Raw genomic sequence first — 21,553 nt, 5'->3', positions numbered from 1 at the left:
ATACTTCATGACCCGTCGGCGTTATCTTTTGCAGAGCGGTGCAAATGCGGGACGCAAGGCACTTTTTCGCTGCCGCACCGTCTTACCTGCACGACTGTTGACCAATCTTCGAGGTGTGAGTGATGAAAGCCTGGATCTGTGTGCCGTTGATGGCGCTGGCATTGGCCGGTTGCGCCGGCAAGACCGCTTACCGCGACAGCTGCGGCAGCCAGCTGGACGCGGCGTGGCATGAATTGGATCTGGCTAAGGCCGAAGGTTTTGCCGGCACCGTCAGCTATTCCAAGGCGTTGTCGCTGTTGACGGCGGCCAAGACCCAGCAGCAATTCGAAGGGTTTGAAGGCTGCACCAAGAAAGCCGAAAAGGCACGTTTCTACATTCGCGAATCCCGCGCCGGGCGCTAAGCTGCTGACGTGGCGCAAGGGCAGGTCCCTTGCGCAGGTGCACACTCATGCAGCGCCATTGAATTCAGGAGCAAGTAATGTCTGCGTTGGTCGATCGGTTGGTGGCTCATGTCTTGAGCCTGGAAGTCAGGCTGCTGGGCTGTCAGGCCCGTTTGACCGCTCGAACCGACCCTGAAGCACTGCACGATCTGCGCACCACCGTGCGGCGCTTGCGCAGTCTGCTGCGACCGTTGCGCGGCTTGCCCGGTGTCGAGCAACTGGAAAGCGCGGCGGCCAGCGTCGGGCAACTGACCACGCCGTGGCGCGATCGCGAGGTGTTGGCAGCCTGGCTGATCAAACACGATCAGCCCGAAGCCGCGCAGCGCCGCATGGCGCAGATGGCCGAGGCGTACCCGACGCTGGCGGCCAGCGCCGAAGTGGCGTCGCTGTTGATGATCCTCGACGCCTTTCCGCGTTTTCTGCGCGCGTCCCAGCGCCAGGGACTACTCAAGAATCTGGACAGACGCATCGAAAAACGTCTGGGCAAACAATGGAAGAACCTCGATGTGGCGCTGCACGACCCGGCCCATGACCGTCATCGCCTGCGCCTGCTGATCAAGCGCGTGCGTTACGGCATCGAGGCCTATCCTGAACTGGATCGTTTGCCCGAAGCCGCATTACCCCGTTTGAAATCCGCACAAGGCGCTCTCGGTGACTGGCACGATTGCTGGCAATGGCTGGCCCGCGCCGAGCTGGAGCCGGATCTGCAACCCTGCGTCGCCACTTGGCAGGCGACCATGGCCAAGGCCGAAATCAAGGCCGACCGGGTGCTGGAAAAACTCAGCGCAGCCTGCTTCAAGTCCTGAAACCCGCTGGCGCGCAGCATCGCTGTCTTATCTGTCAGTCTCTTTGACCGGAATGGACGCTGCGCCGCTCTGCCGCGCTGGTTAAGATCCGGTCATTCCCTTTTTCGTGTCCGAGGTTTCCATGCGCTTTTGCGATCTGATCGATGCTGTCCGTCGTCAACCGGAGGTCACGATTCCGGCGGAGTGGGGGCAGGGCCGGGCCAGTTTTGGCGGATTGGTGGCCGCGCTGCAATTTGAAGTGATGCGCACCAAGGTTCCGACCGATCGGCCGGTGCGTTCGCTGGCGATCACCTTTGTCGGCCCGGTCGAGCCAGAAGTGCCGGTGAGCTTTGAAGTCGAAGTACTGCGCGAAGGCAAAGCGGTCAGCCAGGTGCTGGGGCGCGCTGTGCAGAACGGTCAGGTGGTGACGATGGTGCAAGGCAGCTTCGGGGCTTCGCGGTCGTCGGAAGTGGCGGTTGAAGCCTATCCGGCACCGGAGATGAAACACTGGGATGACTGCCAGGAACTGCCGTATATCAAGGGCGTAACCCCCGAGTTCATGCGCCATCTGGCGATGCGCTGGAGTGTCGGCGGCATGCCGTTCACCGGCAATCAATCGCGGCTGATGGGCGGCTGGGTGCGTTTGCGTGGGGATGTGAAGGAAGAGCCGGTCAACGAAGCGCACCTGCTGGCGCTGGTCGATGCCTGGCCGCCCGCGCTGTTGCCGTATCTGAAGAAGCCGGCACCGGGCAGCACGCTGACCTGGACCATCGAATTCGTTCAGCCGTTACGGGATTTGAGTACGCTGGATTTTTGCCAATACCTGGCGGACATCGAGTATGCGGCTGACGGTTACGGGCATGTCGCCGCCAAGCTGTGGAGCGCGAAGGGTGAACTGATTGCCATGAGTCGGCAGACGGTGACGATCTTCGCCTGACTCAATGGCGGCGATGGCGTTCACGCCAGGCGCGAAACCAGCCGCCACTGAGGAAGAACCGCGGAAACGTCAGGAACTGCTCGACCAGCAGACGCGAGACGGCGTCCTTGCGATCACTGAACGGCTCGGAGGCTTGCGCCTCCAGGCTGTGACCGTGACGCTGCAGACCCAGCGCCGCAATGACGCCAATCACGCCGATCGCCACGCTGGCCAGACTCAGGCTGAACACGCCCGAGACGATCAACAGAAACGCGACGATGAACAGCGGCACGGCAATCAGGTGCAGCACCAGATTGGTCGGGTGCTGATGGTTGTTCGGGTACGCGCGCCATTGCCACGCGGGAAGGTTGGGGTGACGTTTGCCCATGTTGCTGCTCCTCGATCCATGTTCGTTCGGTACATGGTTGAAGAATAGGCCGGGGCAGCGAGGGCGGCGAATCAAGGTTGGCTATTGAAGTGATAGGAACAATGGCCATTCTTGATGTTGCCCCCTAGAGCTTCAATTGGCCGATCGCCTTGTTCAATTCCCCGGCCAGTGTCGCCAACTCGTTACTGGTGGTCGCCGAATCCACGGTCTGTTGTACGGTGTTTTCGGTGACATCGCGAATGCTCACCACGGCGCGGTTCATCTCTTCGGCCACCTGACTTTGCTGCTCCGCCGCCACCGCAATCTGCGTGTTGCTCTCGCGCATCTGCGCTACCGCCCCGGTGATTTCCGCCAGCGCTTCACCAGCTTCTTGCGCCTGCTGCACGCAGTCATCGGCCTTGTACGAACTTTCCTGCATGAAGTCCACCGCGTCGCGGGTGCCGGCCTGCAACGCCGAGACCATGGTGGTGATCTCATCGGTGGAGGTCTGCACACGTTTGGCAAGGTTGCGCACCTCGTCGGCGACCACCGCAAACCCGCGACCCATCTCCCCGGCGCGCGCCGCTTCGATGGCGGCGTTGAGTGCGAGCAGATTGGTTTGTTCGGCGATGCTGTGGATCACGCTGACCACGCCGTTGATCTTTTGGCTGTCCTCGGCCAGACGCTGGATCATCTCGGCGGTCTGCTGCACGCCGCTGGACAGGCCGGCAATCGAAGTCTGCACCCGGCTCACCACTTGCTGGCCGCTGCCGGCCAGACCATCGGCGGTCTGCGACAGATCGCGAGTGGCGCCGGCGTGCTGGGCGATGTGGTAGACGGTGGCGGTCATTTCGTTGATCGCCGTGGCGGCCTGATCGGTTTCGCTCTGCTGGCCGAGCATGCCGTGACGTACTTCGTTCATGCTCGACGCCAGTCGCGCGGCACCGACGTCGAGTTGCCGCGCGGTGTTGGCCACGGTGGTCACTACTCGCTGATAACCGGCCTGCATCGCATTGAACGCGTTGGCCATCTGCCCGACTTCATCCTTGCAGGCCAGCGGCACACGGGCGGCAAGGTCGCCGGTTTTCTCCACGTGCAGCATCACGTCCTTGAGGGTGTTGAGTTGGCTGAGCAGAAAGCGGATCAACAACTGTGAAGCGCCAAGCATCGCCAGCATCAGGATGAACACCGCCATCGCGTAGTTGGCGAAGCGTTCGCTGAACACTTGGCTGAGGCTGGGGGCGTAGGCGATCACGGCGACCTGCTGGCCATCGGCGCGGCTGAAGACCTCGGCGCCGAGCAGCGGATTTTCACCAAACAATGGCAGGTGACTGATCTCGATCCAGCCGCCGCTGTCGGTGATCTCCAGCAGCGGCTGATCGTTGAGGCGCGGCGCTTCACCGCGTTTGAAAGTCAGAACCTGTTCGGATTTTGGCAGCGCCTGCCCGGCCGGCCAGGCCTTGAGCAATTGCGCCTGGGCCTGGGCCGAGGTTTGCGCGGCGTGGCTGCGGGCCTGTTGTTCGAGCTGCACGGCGTACAGCACCAGCAACAGGGTGGTGACAAAGGCGACCGCGTTGACCGCCCAGAATTTGTATTTCAGCGAGATATTGCTAAGCCAGGCACCCATGGAGGTCTTCTCTGATAGCGGAAACAGTTTTGGCAAGGTGCCATTATTGTGCCGCTACGCAGGTGTCCGGATCTTGATGTGCATCAACAAGTGATGCATTGGCCTCGGCTAGGGCAGGGTAGGTAAACCGTAGAACGCACGCGCGCACGCAGTGGTGTGGGCCGCCAGATCCTCTTCGGTTTCGTCTCGATGCAATGCCACTTCACGCAGTACTTCGGTCAGATACGCCGGCTCGTTGCGGCCGTTTTTCGGCTTCGGCCGCAACGTGCGCGGCAGCAGGTACGGTGCATCGCTTTCCAGCATCAGGCGACCGCGCTTGATCTCCTTCACCAGCGGATGCAAATGGGTGCCGCGACGCTCGTCGCAGATCCAGCCGGTGATGCCGATGTGCAGATCCAGATCGAGGTAGCTGAACAGGGCTTTCTGCTCGCCGGTGAAGCAATGCACCACGGCGGCGGGCAAGCGGTCGCGGAAGTCACGGAGGATGTCCAGCAGGCGCTGGCTCGCATCACGCTCGTGCAGAAACACCGGCAATTGCAGTTCGGCAGCCAGCGCCAGATGTTCTTCGAGGACTTTTTCCTGTTGCGGGCGCGGCGAGAAATCGCGGTTGAAATCCAGCCCGCATTCGCCCACCGCCACCACGTTCGATTCCTGCAACAGACTGCGCAGACGCCTTGCGCTGTCGGCGTTCCAGTCGCTGGCGGAATGTGGGTGAATGCCGGCGGTGGCGAACAGTCGCTGGCCTTCCGGATCCAGTTGCTGGCACAGCTCCAGTGCCTGTTCGCTGCCTTCGACGCTGGTGCCGGTCAGCACCAGTTGGCAGACTCCGGCCGCATAGGCGCGGTCGAGCACGGCCTGGTGTTTGTCGGCGAAACTGGGGTTGGTCAGGTTGACGCCGATATCGATGAGTTGCATGGTGCTACCTCGGGCCGAAGGCCGGAAAGCATATCAGAGCTGTAGATTTATAAGAAAAGCCAAGAACTACAACGGCTTATGGCTGTCTGTTGAGGCCGCGTAGCAGGCCGGGTTGGCAGAGTTGCCATCACTGTGCCAGTCTCTCGCACTTTATCAGCGCTCCAGGCGCTCTGTTTTCGTCGGTGTTTTGCGACCGCTCAGCGGTAAAAACGCCCCGTATTCTTTCCGGAGAGTGGATGGTTCGTCCCTCGGTTTTGCTCCTGCTGTGTGGTTCGCTGCTGCTGCCGATGACGGCGGTCGCGCGGCTGCCCGGGCCGCTGCAAGCCGTGCCGGCCGCCAAGGTTCGCGACCTGACCGAAATCCGCAGCAGCCGCGTGTTGCGGGTGCTGGTCAACCAGAGCCGCAACAGCTCCGGCGAAGTTCAGGGCCAGGCCATCGGCATCGAATACCACCGGCTGCGCGCCTTCGAGCAATACCTCAATGGCCACGCTCGCGATGGCCAGGAAATCACCCTCAAGATCATCCCCAAAGCCAAGGATCAACTGCTCGGCGCGTTGCAGCGCGGCGAAGGCGATCTGGTGGCGCCGGGTGAACTGCTCGAGCTGCAACCGGGCCACGCGGTCGCCAGCAGCGAGCCGATTGCCAGCAACGTGCCGCTGGTGCTGGTCGGCATCAAGGGTGAAAAACGCTACACCAATGTCGAGCAACTGGCCGGCAAAACCCTGGCGCTGCCCACCGGCAGTGCGGCGGGAGAGGCGGTCAGTCAGCTCAACCAGAAACTGGCGCTGCACAAACTGGCGCCGATCAAGATCGAATGGGTCGATCCGACGCTGGCGGTCGAGGACGTGCTGGAGATGGTTCAGGGCGGGATCTTCCACTTGACCATCGTCGAGCAACCGATTGCCGAGCGGTGGGGCAAGATCCTGCCCAAGCTGCGTTTCGACCGTCAGGTGATGATCAGCGAACCGGGCGAGGAATACTGGTTCGTGCGCCGTGATGCCTCGATGTTGCGGGCCAGCATCGACCGCTTCCTGACCGGCTACAACAAACCGTCGAACGAAGATGCGGCGTTCCTGCGGATCTATCGCCGTCTCTATCAGGTGCACTATCCGTTGGCCAAGGCTGACCGCCAGCGCCTGGAGAAATTGCGCCCGACCCTGCAGAAGCACGCCGAAGCGCAAAACATGGATTGGCTCAACCTGGCGGCGCTGGCCTTCAAGGAGTCGGCGCTACAGCCCAACGCGCGCAACGGCAGCGGCCCGACCGGGCTGATGCAGATCACGCCGTCCGCCGCGCAGCGAGTCGGCGTCAACAATATCCAGAATCTCGATGCGAATGTGCAGGCCGGGGCCAAGTACCTGGCGATGATCCGCCGCAAGTTCTTCAACAGCCCCAAGCTCAACGAGCGCGAGCGCATGGCGTTCACTCTGGCGGCGTACAACATCGGCCCGGAGCGGGTGCAAGGCATGCGTGCCGAAGCGCGGCGTCGCGGCCTGAACCCCAATCAGTGGTTCTTCCAGGTCGAGCGCATCGCCATGGAGCAGGTGGGAATGGGGGCCGTCAGCTATGTTAATAGCGTGAACAAGTATTACTTGGCGTTCGACCGGGAGCGGGAGTCGTTGGAGCCCGGAGGGCAGAAAGTGGTTTCACGCAAATGATCTAATAAATTGATTGTTATGGCGGAATTTTTGCGCTTTTAACATGAAATTAACTGATTAATATAGCGGCCAACCAACAAGCACTTCTGACAACAAGGAAACGCAACATGAGCTCTCTGATCAACAAGGTTCTGTTCACCCGCGCCGGCTACGGTCTGACCATTCTGCGCATTGCCGTCGGCGTGATCTTCGCCGCCCACGGCTCGCAGAAACTCTTCGGCCTGTTCGGTGGCTACGGCCTGGCGGGCACTGCGCAATACATGGAAAGCATCGGCCTGACCCCGGGTTACCTGATGGCCACCTTGGCCGGCGGTACCGAGTTCTTCGCCGGTCTGGCGCTGATCATCGGCCTGCTGGTTCGCCCGGCGGCACTGGGCCTGACCTTCCTGTCGCTGGTGGCGATCTTCACCGTGCACATCAGCAACGGTCTGTTCATGGCCAACAACGGTTACGAGTTCGCTCTGGCCCTGCTCGGCGGTAGCCTCGCGGTGCTGATCGAAGGCGCCGGCAAGCTCTCGGTGGATCGCGCCATCGCCGGTTGAAGGCTCTGTCTCAAGCAAAAGGCCCGCATTGTGCGGGCCTTTTTTGTTGCGGCTGATTCTTGACACTGGCCGGTCACGTTCTCTAGGATGCCGCTCATGCGCCGATTTAAACAGCTACTTGCGGGGCGCCAGGTGACTATTCTTCAGTTGCCGTCAGAAGCCGGAACAGGGCTTCGAAATACCGCTAAAGCGCTGGTTCGGTGTTGCCTCTCACCTGCCATGCAGACTTTTGAGGCAGAGACACGACACGATGAATGCACTACGCCCTCCAGCACGTCCCGCGCCGATCACGGCACACATCACCCAGCGCAATCCGAAAATCCTGCTTGGCGGCAAACATCAGCCAACGCTGTTGCGTTATCTCGATGGCTGGCCACGCCGCAGCGGTGGTCCTGCCGCCTTCCTGATCCAGTTCGTTGAAGACGGTGAGTCGCTGGCGCGTTTTGCCGATGACAGTTTCGATTTGGCCGTCATTCAGGCCCCGAGCCATGAAGAGGCGCCGGAAATGATTCGCCAACTGACCCGCGTCGCACGCCAGGGCCTGATCACCCGGCGCTGAGCGTCAGGGATATTCGATCGCCACGATGTAGACGAATTGTTCGCCGGTCGGCGTCTGTACCCGCACTTCAGCATCCAGCGCCTTGCCGATCAGGGCGCGGGCCAGCGGTGAGTCGATGCTGATCAGGCCGAGTTTCAGGTCCAGTTCGTCCGGGCCGACGATGCGATAGCGCGATTGTTTGCCGTCCTCGTCTTCGATGGTCACCCAGGCGCCGAAGTAGACCTTGTTCGGATCACTCGGTTTTTCGCTGACCACTTTCAACGCCTCAAGGCGTTTGGTGAGAAAACGCACGCGGCTGTCGATCTCGCGCAGCATTTTCTTGCCGTAGGTGTACTCGGCATTTTCCGAACGATCACCCTGAGCCGCCGCTTCGCTGACCGATTGCGTCACCTGCGGGCGGCGCACGTGCCAAAGCTCATGGAATTCGGCGCGCATCCGCGCTTCACCTTCGGGGGTGATCAGCGCGGTGCCGGCGGTGCGGGGAGGGCGATAACGGCTCATGGCAACTTCTTGTGATTAAGACGGCTGGAGTCTATCAACCCTCGCGTAACACTGTCAGCGGGCTGGCGTTCAGCGCACGCCGCGTGCCGAACACCCCGGCGCCACCGATCAGCGCCGCGCCGATCAACGGCAACAGCAGCAACCACGGATGGGGATGCCATGGCAGGTCGAAGGCAAAGCGATACAGCACCAGACTCACCACTTCCGAACCGATCGCCGCGAACAATCCGCTGACCGCGCCGAGCAAGCCGAACTCGATCCGTCGCGCCTTGATCAGCAACTGCCGCTCGGCCCCCAGCGCACGCAACAGCGCACCCTGGCGAATGCGCTCATCCAGGGTTGCCTGCAAACCGGAAAACAGCACCGCCATCCCCGCCGCCAACACAAACAACAACACATACTCCACCGCCAGGGTGACCTGGGCAAGGATGCTGCGCAGCTGTTCGAGCAAGGCTTCGACCTGCAGGATGGTCACTGCCGGGAATGCTCGGGACAGCTCGACAATCTGCTGATCGTGACCGGGTGCCAGATAGAAGCTTGTCAGGTAGGTCGCCGGCAGATCCTTCAGGGTGCCGGGCTGGAAGATCATGAAGAAGTTCGGCTGGAAGTTGTCCCAGTTGATCTCCCGCAAACTGGTGACCTTCGCTTCGCGATTGACCCCGCCGACGCTGAACACCATGTGATCGCCGAGTTTGAGCTTGAGACTCTCGGCCACCTTGCCTTCCACCGAAACGCCCGGAACGTCATCCGAAGGTTGCCCGGTCCACCACGAACCGGCGGTGATCTTGTTGCCCGCCGGCAGATCCGCCGCCCAGGTCAGGCTCAGGTCGCGCTGGATCGCGCGGTCGCCGGCCGAATCCTTGCTGACGATCTGCTGCACCGCTTCGCCATTGATGCTGATCAGCCGTCCCGGTACCACCGGATACAACGGCGCGGCCTGGGCCGAGACATTGATCAGGTGATCGGTGAAGGCCTGTTTGTCGGCCGGCAGGATGTTCAGGGCGAAATAGTTGGGTGCGTTCTTCGGCAACTGGTTTTGCCAGGTGTCGAGCAGTTCACCGCGCAGCAGTGCAATCAACGCCATGGACAGCAGAATCAGCCCGAAGGCCAATGACTGGCCAGCCGCCGCCAAAGGATGGCGCAACAACTGACCCAGCCCGAGACGCCACGGCAAGGACGCGCGCGCAAGCAGGCGACGCAGGCTTTGCAGCAGCAACAGCAGCAAGCCGCCGAGCACCAGCGCGGCGACCACACCGCCGCCGAGCAGGGCGAACGTCAGCAGCAGGTCCAGACTCAGGCGCCACATGATCAACCCGAGCGCGCCGAGTGCCGCGCCATAGACCATCCAGGTGCTCGATGGAATCGGCAGCATGTCCCGACGCAATACCCGCAGCGGCGGCACGCGGCCCAGCGCGGCGAGCGGTGGCAGGGCGAAACCGGCCAGCGCCACCAGCCCGGTGCCGATTCCGGCCAGTGCCGGCAACAAGGCACCCGGCGGTACGTCGGTCGGTAGCAGATCATGCAGCAGCGCGAACAATCCCAATTGCGCGAGCCAGCCGAGCAGGGCGCCGCTGAGGCTGGCGAGCAGGCCGAGCACCGTCAGTTGCAGACTGAACAGCACCAAGGTTTCCCGGCGCGACAAGCCCAGGCAACGCAGCAGGGCGCTGGCATCGAAACGCCGGCTGGCGAAGCGGTTCGCCGATAGCGCCACCGCGACACCGGCCAGAAGCACGGCAACCAGACTGGCCATGTTCAGATAGCGTTCGGCCTTGCCCAGTGCACCGCCGATCTGCCGGTTGCCATCGCGGGCATCCTGAATCCGCTGGTTGGCCGCGAGTCCCGGTTTGATTAGCTGGCGATAGGTTTCCAGCGCCTGCGGCTCTCCGCGCCACAGTTCTCGGTAACTCACCCGGCTGCCGGGTTGCACCACGCCGGTCGCGGCGAGGTCGTCGAGGTTGATCAGCACCCGTGGCGTCAGGCTGTAGAAGTTGCCGGCGCGATCCGGTTCGTAGGTCAGCACTCGCGTCAGTTTCAACGTCTTCATGCCGACGTCGATGCTGTCGCCGATCTTCAGGTCCAGCGCCGTCAGCAGGCGCGCTTCGACCCAGGCTTCACCGGGCTGCGGCTCGCCTCCCGTTTCTTCTGTCGCGTAAGGGGCGAGAGCGCTTTTCAGCTCGCCGCGCAGCGGATAGGCGCGGTCGACCGCTTTGATGCTGGAGAGCTGAATGCCGTTGTCCGTGGCGATGACGCTGGAAAACTCCACCACCTGCGCATGATCCAGACGCAGCTCGGTGCCGCTCCGGATCTGTTCCAGCCGGGCCGGCGAACTGCCTTCGAGCGACAGGTCGGCGCCTAAAAACTCGGTGGCGCGCAGCATCATCGCGCCGTTGAGGCGGGCACCGAAATAGCCGATCGCGGTACTCGCCGCGACTGCCACGACCAAGGCGAAAAACAGTACCCGCAGTTCACCGGCGCGGGCATCGCGCATCAGTTGGCGCAGGGCGAGACTGAACAGACGCAACAGCGGCAGACGTGCCATCAAGGCTCCAGAGGGGCGACCAACAGGCCGGCTTCAAGACGGATCAGACGCCGGCAACGATGGGCCAGGCGTTCGTCGTGGGTCACCAGCACCAGGGTGGTGCCGCGTTCCTTGTTCAATTCGAACAGCAAGTCGCTGATGCGCTCGCCGGTGTGGCTGTCGAGGTTGCCGGTGGGTTCGTCGGCGAACAGCACGTCCGGCTCGGCGGCGAACGCCCGGGCAATCGCGACGCGCTGCTGCTCACCACCGGAGAGCTGGCGTGGCGAGTGAGTCAGGCGCTGGCCAAGGCCGACCCGTTGCAGCAATTCGGTGGCGCGGCTTCGAGCGTCTTTGCGGCCGTCGAGCTCCAGCGGCAGCATGACGTTTTCCAGCGCGTTGAGGCTGTCCAGCAGCTGGAACGACTGAAAGACGAAGCCTACGTGTTCGGCGCGAATGCGCGCGCGCTGGTCTTCGTCGAGATTGCTCAGGCCTTGCCCGGCGAGCGTTACTTCGCCGCTGCTCGGCAGGTCAAGGCCCGCAAGCAGACCGAGCAGGGTGGATTTGCCGGAACCGGACGCGCCGACGATGGCCAGGCTGTCGCCCTTGTTCAGTTCCAGGCTGAGTTCGTGCAGGATGGTCAGTTCACCTTCCGCGCTGGGAACCACTTTGCTAAGGTTCTTCGCGGTGAGAATGCTTGCGCCCATGGAGAATCCGATGCGTGTGTGGTTTTTGAGTGCTGGCCTGGCCTTGATGTGCATGGCCCAGAACGCAGCGGCGGGTACAGTCCTGATCGTTGGCGATAGTATCAGCGCCGGTTTCGGACTGGATACCCGGCTGGGGTGGGTGTCGTTGCTCGAACAGCGGCTCAAGACCGAAGGTTTTGACGACAAAGTGGTCAATGCATCCATCAGTGGCGACACCAGTGCCGGAGGCCAGGCGCGGCTGCCGGCGCTGCTTGCAGAGCACAAACCGGAACTGGTGATCCTCGAATTGGGCGGCAACGATGGCCTGCGCGGAATGCCGCCGACGCAATTGCAACAAAATCTTGCTTCGATGATCGACAGCTCCCGCCAAAGCGGTGCCAAGGTGTTGTTGCTCGGCATGCAGTTGCCACCCAACTACGGCAAGCGTTACACGGATGCCTTTGCCGAGGTCTACGGCAAGCTCGCCGAGGAGAAAAAAATCCCGCTGGTGCCGTTTTTCCTCGACGGTGTGGGCGGGCATCCGGACTTGATGCAGGCCGACGGTCTGCACCCGGCGGCCGGGGCTCAGGGCAAGTTGCTGGAAAATGTCTGGCCGACGCTAAAACCGCTGTTATGAGGCTTTTCTAGCGGCAGGCTTTCGGCTAATGTGGCGCCCCCTAATTTGGAGCCCCCGATGCCGCGTTCTGCCTGGTCCCTGTTCGCCTACCAACTGATCGAGCCTGACGAACAGCTGGATCTGTTCGCCTGCCAGGAAGTGCGAGTGCATCTGGTGACCCGTCAACTGGAGCTCGGTGGCTCGGCTGACCGAACCCTGTGCGGCAGTCTGCTGCCGGCGCAACCGCGCTGGTCGAGCGTGGATCGCCGGGTGTTCCAGGATCAGCGCCTGTGTTCGCTGTGCCGGGCGATCCTCGAATCGCAGAAGCGCGGCACCTCGCCGATCTGGCCCGAGTTGCGATTCGAGCTTTAAGCGCAGGCATCTTCCGAATGCAGTCCGGGCGGGCGGCAGCTTCAATCATGAAGAGTTTGCCAGCCCATCGGCGCATCTCCCCGAATTCTCTGGACGCGGTGTACAATCGCGTTCTTATTACCCTTGTCGATCTTGCGAAGGATTCTCCGGATGTTGCCGCGTTTTCCTGCCGTCACCCGCTGCCTGTCTCTTGCCGCCCTGTGTGTGGCCGGTCCCGTTGCTGCACTGGAGTTTCCCCTGCCACCACCCGGTGAAGACATCATCGGCCAGGTGCAGGTGATCAAGGCCAAGTACGAAGACACCTTTGCCGATCTGGGCACCACCTACGATCTGGGCTATTCGGAAATGGTCGCGGCCAACCCGGGCGTCGATGCCTGGTTGCCGGGCGCCGGCACCGAAGTGGTCCTGCCGACCCGCTTCATCCTGCCACCGGGCCCGCGCGAAGGCATCGTGATCAACCTGGCCGAATACCGCCTCTACTACTACCCGAAAGGCCGGAACGTGGTGTACACCTTCCCGCTGGGTATCGGCCGTGAAGGCTGGGGCTCGCCGATCGCGCACACCACGATCACCGCCAAGACGCCGAATCCGACCTGGACGCCGCCTGCCTCGATCAAGGCCGAGCACGCTGCCGACGGTGATCCGCTGCCGAACGTGGTGCCGGCCGGTCCTGACAACCCGCTGGGGCCGTTCAAGTTCACCCTGGGCACGCCGGGCTACCTGATCCACGGTTCGAACAAGAAGTTCGGCATCGGCATGCGCACCAGCCACGGCTGCTTCCGCATGTTCAACAACAACGTGCTGGAAATGGCCGGCATGGTGCCGGTGGGGACTTCGGTGCGGATTCTCAACGACGCGTACAAGTTCGGTCGCAGTGGCGGCAAGATCTACCTGGAAGCGCACACGCCGATCGACGACAAGGGCAACCCGTCGGTGGTCGACAAGCACACCGCCGTGATCAACGCGATGCTCAAGCGTGAAGACATCACCAACAACCTGCGCATGGACTGGGATGTGGTGCGTGATGTGGTGGCGGCTGAAGATGGCCTGCCAACCGAAATCGGCACGCCGAATACTTCGGCACCGATGGTCTCCAGCGCACCGATCGACCTGCAGCAATAAGCTGAAAGACAAAACCCGCCGAGGCTTGCGCAGCGGCGGGTTTTTTATTGCCCGCAGAAAACTGCAGGCACAAAAAAGCCGACCCAAAAAATGGGTCGGCTTGATAACAATCCCGAAGGACTATTACTTGCGGCTAGCTTTTTCCAGCATGCGCAGAGCACGCTCGTTAGCTTCGTCAGCAGTCTGTTGTGCTTTTTGAGCAGCAGCCAGAGCTTCATCAGCTTTACGGTAAGCTTCGTCTGCACGAGCCTGGGAGCGAGCAGCTGCGTCTTCAGTAGCGGTCAGACGTGCTTCGGTTTCTTTCGATGCGCTGCTGCAACCGGTAGCCAGAACTGCGGCCAGAGCCAGAGCAGAGAATTTCAGAACGTTGTTCATCGTGTTCCCCTTCAAGGACTTTCAATTAAGTGGCTGTCTCCTCCGATTGAGGAAATAGCCGGCGTACATACTACCCATTACTTGTAGTAAGTAAACTGACGTGAGGCAAGAAGCAAAAAAAATTGTAGGCGTTGATTCTTTTTCGAGCAACTTTTAACTGGGCTGTATAAAAAATATCCAGCTGTAAGGCGCGAGATGAGCGAGTTATTGAGAAAAAGTTCCCGTTGTCGTGCGCTGTTTTGCAGGTAACGGCTAAAGTGCGTCTATATGGATTCGTCCACACTTTTGTTGCGAATTTGCGCAGCGCCTCGCATATCTTTGTCCATGTTGAGGTGACTTTAAAACGGGGGGCTCGTCTTAAGTCTCAACATCCGGCGATGTTCAGCCTTTTGGCTCGGGAAGATTGTCTCCCGAACCCGCCCTGAGTCCACCGGAACTGCCCCCCGTCAATCTGCGTGATGACGAGCGTACCTTGAGCATTTTCGCCAATGGTGCCTACTATTTGATACGTGCTCGGGTTGCGCGAGATCGGTGCAGTTCTTCTCGGTGTCCATCAGGCACGGGGTGGCGTAGATGTTCCTTCGCCGGGAAAACATCGGTAAGGTAGGGGTCAGAATTCGAGACCCGCGAGGAGTAGTGATGAGCGAGGCGTTGTCCATCCACCATGACCAGGCTGGTCATCAGTTCGAGACCAATGTGGACGGTCATCGTGCCTACCTGACCTATATGGATCTGGGGAAACAGACCCTGGATATCTACCGCACCTTCGTGCCCAACGCGTTGCGTGGCCGAGGCATCGCGGCAGCCCTGACCGAACGGGCGTTGCAGTACGCCGATGAAATGGGCTACACGGTCATTCCATCGTGCTCCTACGTGGAGCGCTACATGGAGCGTCACCAGCGGCGCACCGCCAAGATCTGACTGACCTCACCGCACACACAAAAACGCCGGGCAATGCCCGGCGTTTTTTTATGCCTGCGAAACGGCTGTCAGCCGCGCTGACGTTTCGGCAGGACATCCTTGAGTTTGGCGTGCATGCTGCGCAAGGTGTTTTCGGTAGCGGACCAGTCGATGCAGGCATCGGTGATCGACACGCCGTATTGCAGGTCGGCGAGGTCTTTCGGGATCGCCTGGCAGCCCCAGTTCAGGTGACTCTCGACCATCAGGCCGATGATCGACTGGTTGCCTTCGAGAATCTGGTTGGCGACGTTCTCCATCACCAGCGGTTGCAGGGCCGGATCCTTGTTGGAGTTGGCGTGGCTGCAATCGACCATGATGTTCGGCTTGATCTTGGCCTTGTTCAGCGCCTGCTCGCACAGGGCGACGCTGACCGAATCGTAGTTCGGCTTGCCGTTGCCACCGCGCAGCACCACGTGACCGTAGGCGTTGCCCTTGGTGGTGACGATCGACACGCCACCTTCCTGGTTGATGCCCAGGAAACGGTGCGGGCTGGAAACCGACTGCAAGGCGTTGATCGCCACGGTCAGGCCGCCGTCGGTGCCGTTCTTGAAACCGACCGCCGAGGACAGGCCGGAAGCCATTTCTCGGTGGGTCTGGGATTCGGTGGTGCGTGCGCCGATGGCCGACCAGCTGATCAGGTCCTGCAGATACTGCGGGGAGATCGGGTCGAGGGCTTCGGTCGCGGTCGGCAGGCCTTTCTCGGCCAGGTCCAGCAGCAACTGGCGACCGATGTGCAGACCGTCCTGGATCTTGAACGAGTCATCCAGGTACGGGTCGTTGATCAGGCCTTTCCAGCCGACGGTGGTCCGTGGCTTTTCGAAATACACGCGCATGACCAGATACAGGGTGTCCGAGACTTCTGCCGCCAGCACCTTCAGGCGATCGGCATATTCGTGGGCAGCCTTGATGTCGTGGATCGAGCAGGGGCCGATCACCACGAACAGACGATGGTCGGTGCCATCGAGAATGTTGCGGATGACCTCGCGACCCTTGGTGACGGTGCGCAGGGCAGCGTCGCTCAGAGGGATATCACGCTTGAGCTGATCGGGAGTGATCAGGGTCTCGTTGGAAGCGACGTTCAGGTCGTTGATCGGTAAATCAGCCATCGTTTACTCGTCAGGTCACGGGTGCCGGCCGCCAGCGATCCCCGCGCGGCGGAGCACAGCGGATTTAAGCGCGTCGGGGAGCCGAACCTTATCGCGTTAGACGCCTGCTAGACAATGGGCAAGTAACTGTTCAGTCCAGCTATGGTTACGCGAAAGCCTTGCGAACGCTGTCGTGGGAGAACTCTTCGGCGTGTTGTTCGACCCATTGCAGGGCTCGCGCCTGGATATCCTGCAGGTCATCGTGGGCATCGTTGATTCGGCAATAGCGCTCGATCTGACACACCTGCTCACGCATTCGCGCGCTGAACAGCGTCTGCTCATCAGTGAATGCAATGCCGACCAGATAACCTTTTTTGCGACGCAGGCACCAGGCCACATAGCCCGGATAGGCGAAATCGGCATTGATGGTCGGCATGCGCACCTGCAAGGCGGTGCCATGGCGCCAGGCACGGTGGTAATTGCAAGCGATGCCGCCGAGGCTGATAGTGTGCAGCCGTTGACGCGAAATACACTCCGGTGTGAGCAAGGTCAGTTCAACGGGCACATCATCCGGATGAGGAATAAACCGTCCCATGAGCACAGACTCCCTGTGTCGGCCATTTGACATTGTTTCCCCCAGTATAGTGGTCGAATCGCAGCTGACCGATTTTGACGCCGACCAACGGCTGCTGGCGATGAACGGCGTTTCGCTGGTGATTTTCACCAGCGTTGGCTGCGCCAGTTGCCGCTATGCCCGCGAAGTGTTGCCGGGGCTCGATCTTGCCGTCGATCGCGTGTGCTGGATCGATGCCGGCGACAACGGCGGACTGGTCGAGCGTTATCAGGTCTTTCATTTGCCGGCGCTGTTTGTGGTGCGCGACGGCGAGTTCTTTGGGGCAGTGCACACGCGCCTGAATGTCGATGAGCTGAACGCAGCCGTGGCGCAGGCGCTGGGTCGAATTGCAGAGGAGTTGCCGTGATGGGAGCAGTGAACAAACCGGTGGTGGGGATTATCGGCACCGGCGCCATCGGAGGGTTTTACGGGGTGATGCTGGCCCGGGCCGGGTTCGATGTGCACTTTCTGTTGCGCAGTGAATTTTCCGCAGTCGCCGAGGGCGGCTTGCAGGTGGACAGCGCCGTGCATGGCGCCTTGACGCTGAACCCGGTGCAGGCCTATTCGTCGGCAGAAGACATGCCGCCCTGCGACTGGCTGCTGGTCGGCGCCAAGACCACCAGCAATGCCGGGCTGGCACCGTCGATCATTCAGGCGGCGAAACCCGACGCGAAAGTGCTGGTGCTGCAAAACGGCCTCGACGTCGAAGACAGCTTGCGTGCGTTGTTGCCCGACTCCCTGCATTTGCTGGGCGGTTTGTGCCTGATCTGCGTCCACCGCGAAGGGGCGGGGCAGATCACCCATCAGGCGCTGGGGGCGGTGAACGTCGGTTACCACAGCGGTCCGGCACCGGATGATGCGGCGCGCATGGCAATCGTCGAAGAGGGCGCCGGCCTGTTCCGCGCCGCCGGTCTCGATTCCCAGGCGATGCCGAACCTGCATCAGGCGCGCTGGCAGAAACTGGTTTGGAACATTCCCTACAACGGGCTTTCGGTGTTGCTCGGTGCCGGCACCACGCCGTTGATGGCCGACACTGACAGCCGCGCACTGATTCAGGCGCTGATGGCTGAAGTGGTGCAGGGCGCCAAGGCCTGCGGTCACGACATGCCGCCCGGTTACGCCGAATACCTGTTCATGATGACCGAGAAAATGCCCGACTATTGGCCGAGCATGTACCACGACTTTTTGCACAAGCGACCGCTGGAGCTCGAGGCGATCTACGCTCGTCCTTTGGCGGCGGCAAAAGCGGCAGGCTGCGAGTTGCCGCGAATCGAATCGTTGTATCGCACATTGAGCTTTATCGACCGGCGTAACGTTTAAACCGGTCGCACTGGGGGAAAGGCATGGCCAAGAACATCGATGACAAACTGGTGCTGGCGATCTCGTCCCGTGCCCTGTTCGACCTGAGCGAAAGCCACAAGGTGTATGAGTCGAGTGGCGTCGAAGCCTACCGGCAATATCAGATCGATCACGAAGACGAAATTCTCGCGCCGGGCGATGCCTTTCCGCTGGTGGAAAAACTGCTCAACCTCAACAGTCGCCTCGGCCGCGCCCGGGTCGAGGTGATTCTGGTGTCGCGCAACAGTGCTGATACCGGCCTGCGCGTCTTCAACTCCATTGGTCATTACGGCCTGGCGATTTCCCGCGCGGCGTTCGTCGGCGGGCGCAGTCCTTATCCGTATCTGAAGGCCTTTGGTTGCGATCTGTTTCTCTCCACCCATGCCGAAGATGTGCGCGCTGCGCTGGATGCCGGTTTCGCGGCGGCGACCATTCTGTCCGGCGGCGCCAGTCGTGCGGCCAGCGATGAGTTGCGCATCGCCTTCGACGGTGACGCCGTGCTGTTTTCCGACGAATCGGAGCGCGTCTATCAATCCGGTGGCCTCGAAGCCTTCCAGGCCAAGGAGCGTGAATCCGCTCGCGAACCGTTGCGCGGCGGGCCATTCAAGGGCTTTCTCGCGGCGCTCAATCTGTTGCAGCGCGAGTTCTCCGATGAGGAGTGCCCGATCCGCACCGCGCTGGTCACTGCGCGTTCGGCGCCGGCCCATGAGCGGGTGATCCGCACACTGCGCGAGTGGGACATTCGTCTGGACGAGTCGCTGTTTCTCGGTGGCCTGACCAAATCGGCGTTCCTCGAAGCCTTCGCCGCCGACGTGTTTTTCGACGATCAGGCCGGCCACTGCGAGCTGGCCCGGGAAGTCGTGGCGACCGGTCACGTGCCCCACGGCATCAGCAACGAACCGGCGGTCTAAAGCCCACGTGGTTCAAGACGTTGCGTCGCACGCCGTAGTCGTCAAGGCACTGCTAAGCTGAATCAAATCTCCGCCATGTTGGCACGCGAGGAGGTCATATGATTCGTTCGATGCTGTATGCCACTGACCTCGGTCTGTACGCACCGTTAGTGATGCAGCATGCCCTGGCAATGGCGCGAACGTTCAATGCCGATCTGTACGTGGTGCACGCGGTGGAACCCATGGGGCTGTTTGCCGAATCGGTGTTGCAGAGCTATCTCGACGAACAGGCGTTGAACGAATTTCACAGTCAGGGTCTGAAAACCGTCATCGCCAATATCGAGCAGCGGGTGCTCGACAGTTTTCGTGAAGAACTGGGGGACGAGGGCGAGCAGGACTTGCAGCGGATACGCGCGGTGCGGGTGCTGCAGGGCGATCCGTCACAGGTGATTCTCGATCAGGTACAGAAACTCTCCGTCGATTTGCTGATCGTAGGAAGTCACAGCCACGGGGTCGGGGCGGAAACACCTTTGGGGCGAACGGCGGCCCGGCTGCTGCAATTGTCCAAGGTGCCGGTTTATCTGGTGCCGCTGGTGGAGCGTCGGCGTCGGGAGGATCGCTGAGGCAGGAATAATGGCACTTTGATAAAAAAGTTCTAGATTTATTCTTCAAACCATTAATATAGTTATATACCGTCGCTGATGCCCGTGGCGTCTACCTGCTTTGAGGGATTCATATGAAGCTTCAACAATTGCGCTACATCTGGGAAGTGGCGCACCACGACCTCAACGTTTCCGCTACAGCCCAAAGCCTCTACACCTCGCAACCGGGCATCAGTAAACAGATCCGCCTGCTGGAAGACGAACTGGGCGTCGAAGTGTTCGCCCGCAGCGGCAAGCACCTGACCCGCGTCACCCCAGCCGGCGAGCGCATCATCACCACCGCCGGCGAGATTCTGCGCAAGGTCGAAAGCATCAAACAGATCGCCCAGGAATTCTCCAACGAGAAGAAAGGCACCCTGTCGATCGCCACTACCCACACCCAGGCGCGTTATGCCCTGCCGCCGGTGATCAGCAACTTCATCAAGCAATACCCGGACGTGGCGCTGCACATGCACCAGGGATCGCCGATGCAGATCGCCGAGATGGCCGCTGACGGCACCGTCGATTTCGCCATTGCCACCGAAGCACTGGAGTTGTTCGGCGATCTGGTGATGATGCCGTGCTACCGCTGGAATCGTTGCGTGGTCGTGCCTCAGGGCCACCCGCTGACCAAGTTGCCGAAGCTGACCCTCGAAGCGCTGGCCGAATACCCGATCGTGACTTACGTGTTCGGTTTCACCGGCCGTTCGAAACTCGACGAAGCCTTCAGCCATCGCGGCCTGACGCCGAAAGTGGTGTTCACCGCGGCCGACGCCGACGTGATCAAAACCTACGTGCGCCTGGGCCTGGGCGTTGGCATCGTGGCGAAAATGGCGGTCGACACCAAACTGGATAACGATCTGGTGGTGCTCGATGCCAGCGAACTGTTCGAGTCCAGCGTGACCAAGATCGGTTTCCGTCGCGGTACTTTCCTGCGCGGCTTCATGTGCGACTTCATCGAGAAGTTCGCGCCGCACCTTACCCGCGAAGTCATGGCCAAGGCCATTCAGTGCCACAACAAGCAGGAACTGGAAGAACTGTTCGAAGGCGTCGAACTGCCGGTTCACTAAGCCCCTGTCTACAGCACCTCGGTGACAGCAAACTGTTGCCGGGTGCCTGCCACCAGAATCTCTACCTCGTCACCCTCGAATTTGCCCAGCAGGCTTTTGCCCAGCGGCGAGCGCGGGGTGATGACGGTAATCGGCTGACCCACCACGTCGACCTTCAAACCTGCCGCATCCGGCGCCAGAAACAGCCATTGTTCACGACCCTTTTCGTCTTCCAGACCGAGCAGGGCGCCGATTTCAATCCCCCGCTGATCGTCATACGCGCGCAGCGTCAGGTTCTGGCACAGCGCCAGTGACTGACGAATTTCCTCGACCCGTTTCGCCTGGCCCGCCGCCAGGTACGACGCCTCAAGACCCAGGGTGTCGTACTTGTTTTCGGCGATGTTCTCTTCGTGGGTCGCGGTTTCGTAGGCGGTTTGCGCCGCGCGCTCGGCGATGTCGAGATCGACGCGCAGCTTGTCGAGAATCAGTTGGTGAACAATCTGTTTATTCATGATCAATCGCAGAATTGCAGGACATTGGCGCGGCTTTTTTCGCTCGGGGCCGTCTGATCCTGTTGCAGCCAGAACTGGCATTTGGGGTTCGACAGATTACGTGTGCTGCCACGGGCCTGATCCAGGCGTGCCTGTTGTTCGTTTTTGCGCAGGTTTTCTTCGTACTGTTCGAACAGGCGGTTTTGTGGCTCAGGTTCTGGCTGCGGCTGGGCGGCTACCGGAGGCTTGCTCAGTTGTTGCACCGCTTCCGCCACTGGCTGCAACTGACGGCTGAAGAGTAGTGAGGCGAGCCAGCAAGTCAGTGCAATGGCCAGGAAACCCAGCCACAGACCCAGGGCAATGCTGCCGGTCAATTGCAGCGCGCTAAGCTGAACAGGCAAGGGGCGACGCGGGTTGGGACGATAGGGCATGGCTGCCTCCTGGCGGATGAATGCGGGCGAGTGGCGATTGTCGCACGAAGATTAATTGC

26 protein-coding genes are annotated in these 21,553 nt (G+C 61.1%); 15 read left to right on the top strand and 11 right to left on the bottom strand.

Translation table 11 applies throughout. The features are described 5' to 3' along the window. The first annotated feature begins 122 nt into the window (after positions 1 to 122). The 3 genes from L6D82_RS13885 to L6D82_RS13875 all read left to right on the top strand — a co-directional run bounded on the left by L6D82_RS13885 (position 123) and on the right by L6D82_RS13875 (position 2,162). Positions 123 to 401 carry a hypothetical protein gene (locus L6D82_RS13885; protein ID WP_007950948.1) on the top strand — a complete coding sequence of 93 codons (279 nt, stop codon included), beginning with the start codon at positions 123 to 125 and terminating at the stop codon, positions 399 to 401. A 77-nt stretch (positions 402 to 478) separates the two neighbouring features. Further along, complete coding sequence (locus tag L6D82_RS13880) at positions 479 to 1,246, top strand: CHAD domain-containing protein (RefSeq protein ID WP_236189680.1); 768 nt, start codon at positions 479 to 481, stop codon at positions 1,244 to 1,246. 121 nt (positions 1,247 to 1,367) lie between these two features. After that, the gene (locus tag L6D82_RS13875; RefSeq protein ID WP_085744984.1) at positions 1,368 to 2,162 is read left to right on the top strand and encodes an acyl-CoA thioesterase; all 795 of its coding nucleotides are present in this window, start codon (positions 1,368 to 1,370) and stop codon (positions 2,160 to 2,162) included. Between the two features lies 1 nt (position 2,163). Here the strand turns inward: L6D82_RS13875 and L6D82_RS13870 are convergent, their stop codons facing one another. The 3 genes from L6D82_RS13870 to L6D82_RS13860 all read right to left on the bottom strand — a co-directional run bounded on the left by L6D82_RS13870 (position 2,164) and on the right by L6D82_RS13860 (position 5,050). Continuing rightward, positions 2,164 to 2,529 (bottom strand): Mpo1-like protein, encoded by a 366-nt coding sequence (locus tag L6D82_RS13870; RefSeq protein WP_085612198.1) that lies wholly within the window; start codon positions 2,527 to 2,529, stop codon positions 2,164 to 2,166. A 124-nt stretch (positions 2,530 to 2,653) separates the two neighbouring features. Beyond that, positions 2,654 to 4,135 (bottom strand): methyl-accepting chemotaxis protein, encoded by a 1,482-nt coding sequence (locus tag L6D82_RS13865; protein WP_236189677.1) that lies wholly within the window; start codon positions 4,133 to 4,135, stop codon positions 2,654 to 2,656. A gap of 108 nt (positions 4,136 to 4,243) precedes the next feature. Further along, positions 4,244 to 5,050, bottom strand: a complete 807-nt coding sequence (locus L6D82_RS13860; RefSeq protein ID WP_236189675.1) for a TatD family hydrolase — start codon at positions 5,048 to 5,050, stop codon at positions 4,244 to 4,246. 236 nt (positions 5,051 to 5,286) lie between these two features. Between L6D82_RS13860 and L6D82_RS13855 the strand changes: the two genes are divergently transcribed. The 3 genes from L6D82_RS13855 to L6D82_RS13845 all read left to right on the top strand — a co-directional run bounded on the left by L6D82_RS13855 (position 5,287) and on the right by L6D82_RS13845 (position 7,809). After that, positions 5,287 to 6,708, top strand: coding sequence for an MltF family protein (locus L6D82_RS13855; RefSeq protein ID WP_236189668.1), 1,422 nt, complete (start codon positions 5,287 to 5,289; stop codon positions 6,706 to 6,708). A 107-nt stretch (positions 6,709 to 6,815) separates the two neighbouring features. Continuing rightward, a complete protein-coding gene (locus L6D82_RS13850; protein WP_007950955.1) occupies positions 6,816 to 7,250 on the top strand; it encodes a DoxX family protein in 435 nt (144 codons plus the stop codon). A gap of 250 nt (positions 7,251 to 7,500) precedes the next feature. Then, positions 7,501 to 7,809, top strand: coding sequence for a hypothetical protein (locus tag L6D82_RS13845; RefSeq protein ID WP_039770484.1), 309 nt, complete (start codon positions 7,501 to 7,503; stop codon positions 7,807 to 7,809). A gap of 3 nt (positions 7,810 to 7,812) precedes the next feature. Here the strand turns inward: L6D82_RS13845 and greB are convergent, their stop codons facing one another. The 3 genes from greB to L6D82_RS13830 are packed head-to-tail and all read right to left on the bottom strand — an operon-like array spanning position 7,813 to position 11,532. Continuing rightward, positions 7,813 to 8,310, bottom strand: coding sequence for a transcription elongation factor GreB (greB, locus tag L6D82_RS13840; protein ID WP_039770483.1), 498 nt, complete (start codon positions 8,308 to 8,310; stop codon positions 7,813 to 7,815). Between the two features lie 34 nt (positions 8,311 to 8,344). Continuing rightward, positions 8,345 to 10,849: an ABC transporter permease gene (locus tag L6D82_RS13835; protein WP_236189651.1), complete on the bottom strand. Its 2,505-nt coding sequence runs from the start codon at positions 10,847 to 10,849 to the stop codon at positions 8,345 to 8,347. Next, positions 10,849 to 11,532 carry an ABC transporter ATP-binding protein gene (locus L6D82_RS13830; protein ID WP_007955651.1) on the bottom strand — a complete coding sequence of 228 codons (684 nt, stop codon included), beginning with the start codon at positions 11,530 to 11,532 and terminating at the stop codon, positions 10,849 to 10,851. Before L6D82_RS13830 ends, L6D82_RS13835 begins: the two co-directional genes overlap by 1 nt. A gap of 10 nt (positions 11,533 to 11,542) precedes the next feature. Between L6D82_RS13830 and L6D82_RS13825 the strand changes: the two genes are divergently transcribed. The 3 genes from L6D82_RS13825 (at position 11,543) to L6D82_RS13815 (ending at position 13,621) form a co-directional block, all read left to right on the top strand. After that, positions 11,543 to 12,148, top strand: a complete 606-nt coding sequence (locus tag L6D82_RS13825; protein ID WP_007955652.1) for an arylesterase — start codon at positions 11,543 to 11,545, stop codon at positions 12,146 to 12,148. A 57-nt stretch (positions 12,149 to 12,205) separates the two neighbouring features. After that, complete coding sequence (locus L6D82_RS13820; protein WP_007955656.1) at positions 12,206 to 12,499, top strand: hypothetical protein; 294 nt, start codon at positions 12,206 to 12,208, stop codon at positions 12,497 to 12,499. A gap of 150 nt (positions 12,500 to 12,649) precedes the next feature. Continuing rightward, positions 12,650 to 13,621 (top strand): L,D-transpeptidase family protein, encoded by a 972-nt coding sequence (locus tag L6D82_RS13815; RefSeq protein ID WP_085744978.1) that lies wholly within the window; start codon positions 12,650 to 12,652, stop codon positions 13,619 to 13,621. Positions 13,622 to 13,744: 123 nt separating this feature from the next. Here L6D82_RS13815 and oprI read toward each other — a convergent pair whose 3' ends face one another. Continuing rightward, on the bottom strand, positions 13,745 to 13,996 hold the full coding sequence (gene oprI / locus L6D82_RS13810) for an outer membrane lipoprotei OprI (protein ID WP_003183784.1): 252 nt from the start codon (positions 13,994 to 13,996) through the stop codon (positions 13,745 to 13,747). Between the two features lie 639 nt (positions 13,997 to 14,635). Between oprI and L6D82_RS13805 the strand changes: the two genes are divergently transcribed. Then, positions 14,636 to 14,917: a GNAT family N-acetyltransferase gene (locus tag L6D82_RS13805; protein WP_007955658.1), complete on the top strand. Its 282-nt coding sequence runs from the start codon at positions 14,636 to 14,638 to the stop codon at positions 14,915 to 14,917. Between the two features lie 68 nt (positions 14,918 to 14,985). On the opposite strand, the gene L6D82_RS13800 is transcribed toward L6D82_RS13805, so the two are convergent. After that, positions 14,986 to 16,062, bottom strand: a complete 1,077-nt coding sequence (locus L6D82_RS13800; RefSeq protein WP_011335309.1) for a 3-deoxy-7-phosphoheptulonate synthase — start codon at positions 16,060 to 16,062, stop codon at positions 14,986 to 14,988. A gap of 145 nt (positions 16,063 to 16,207) precedes the next feature. Next, on the bottom strand, positions 16,208 to 16,636 hold the full coding sequence (locus L6D82_RS13795) for a PilZ domain-containing protein (protein ID WP_236189649.1): 429 nt from the start codon (positions 16,634 to 16,636) through the stop codon (positions 16,208 to 16,210). On the opposite strand from L6D82_RS13795, the gene L6D82_RS13790 reads away from it, so the two are divergent. The 5 genes from L6D82_RS13790 to cysB all read left to right on the top strand — a co-directional run bounded on the left by L6D82_RS13790 (position 16,635) and on the right by cysB (position 20,593). Beyond that, the gene (locus tag L6D82_RS13790; RefSeq protein ID WP_085744977.1) at positions 16,635 to 17,021 is read left to right on the top strand and encodes a thioredoxin family protein; all 387 of its coding nucleotides are present in this window, start codon (positions 16,635 to 16,637) and stop codon (positions 17,019 to 17,021) included. The two genes, L6D82_RS13795 and L6D82_RS13790, sit on opposite strands and share 2 nt — an antisense overlap. After that, entirely contained in the window at positions 17,018 to 17,974 is a 957-nt protein-coding gene (locus L6D82_RS13785) for a putative 2-dehydropantoate 2-reductase (RefSeq protein ID WP_176240460.1), read from the top strand. The genes L6D82_RS13790 and L6D82_RS13785 overlap by 4 nt, the downstream gene beginning before the upstream one ends. 23 nt (positions 17,975 to 17,997) lie before the next feature. Next, positions 17,998 to 18,903, top strand: coding sequence for a 5'-nucleotidase (locus tag L6D82_RS13780; protein WP_007955682.1), 906 nt, complete (start codon positions 17,998 to 18,000; stop codon positions 18,901 to 18,903). A gap of 98 nt (positions 18,904 to 19,001) precedes the next feature. Beyond that, on the top strand, positions 19,002 to 19,505 hold the full coding sequence (locus L6D82_RS13775) for a universal stress protein (RefSeq protein ID WP_007955683.1): 504 nt from the start codon (positions 19,002 to 19,004) through the stop codon (positions 19,503 to 19,505). Between the two features lie 113 nt (positions 19,506 to 19,618). Continuing rightward, the gene (gene cysB / locus L6D82_RS13770; protein WP_007955684.1) at positions 19,619 to 20,593 is read left to right on the top strand and encodes an HTH-type transcriptional regulator CysB; all 975 of its coding nucleotides are present in this window, start codon (positions 19,619 to 19,621) and stop codon (positions 20,591 to 20,593) included. An 8-nt stretch (positions 20,594 to 20,601) separates the two neighbouring features. Here the strand turns inward: cysB and L6D82_RS13765 are convergent, their stop codons facing one another. Then, positions 20,602 to 21,084 (bottom strand): GreA/GreB family elongation factor, encoded by a 483-nt coding sequence (locus L6D82_RS13765; RefSeq protein ID WP_085744974.1) that lies wholly within the window; start codon positions 21,082 to 21,084, stop codon positions 20,602 to 20,604. A 2-nt stretch (positions 21,085 to 21,086) separates the two neighbouring features. Beyond that, positions 21,087 to 21,494 (bottom strand): hypothetical protein, encoded by a 408-nt coding sequence (locus L6D82_RS13760; protein ID WP_039770468.1) that lies wholly within the window; start codon positions 21,492 to 21,494, stop codon positions 21,087 to 21,089. Between the last annotated feature and the right edge of the window lie 59 nt (positions 21,495 to 21,553).

The sequence above is a fragment of the Pseudomonas paraglycinae genome (genome assembly GCF_021601625.1).
In the GTDB taxonomy this organism is placed as follows: domain Bacteria; phylum Pseudomonadota; class Gammaproteobacteria; order Pseudomonadales; family Pseudomonadaceae; genus Aquipseudomonas; species Aquipseudomonas paraglycinae.
The sequence above is the reverse complement of the archived record's forward strand: the minus strand, read 5'-3'. Positions and strand labels throughout refer to the sequence as shown.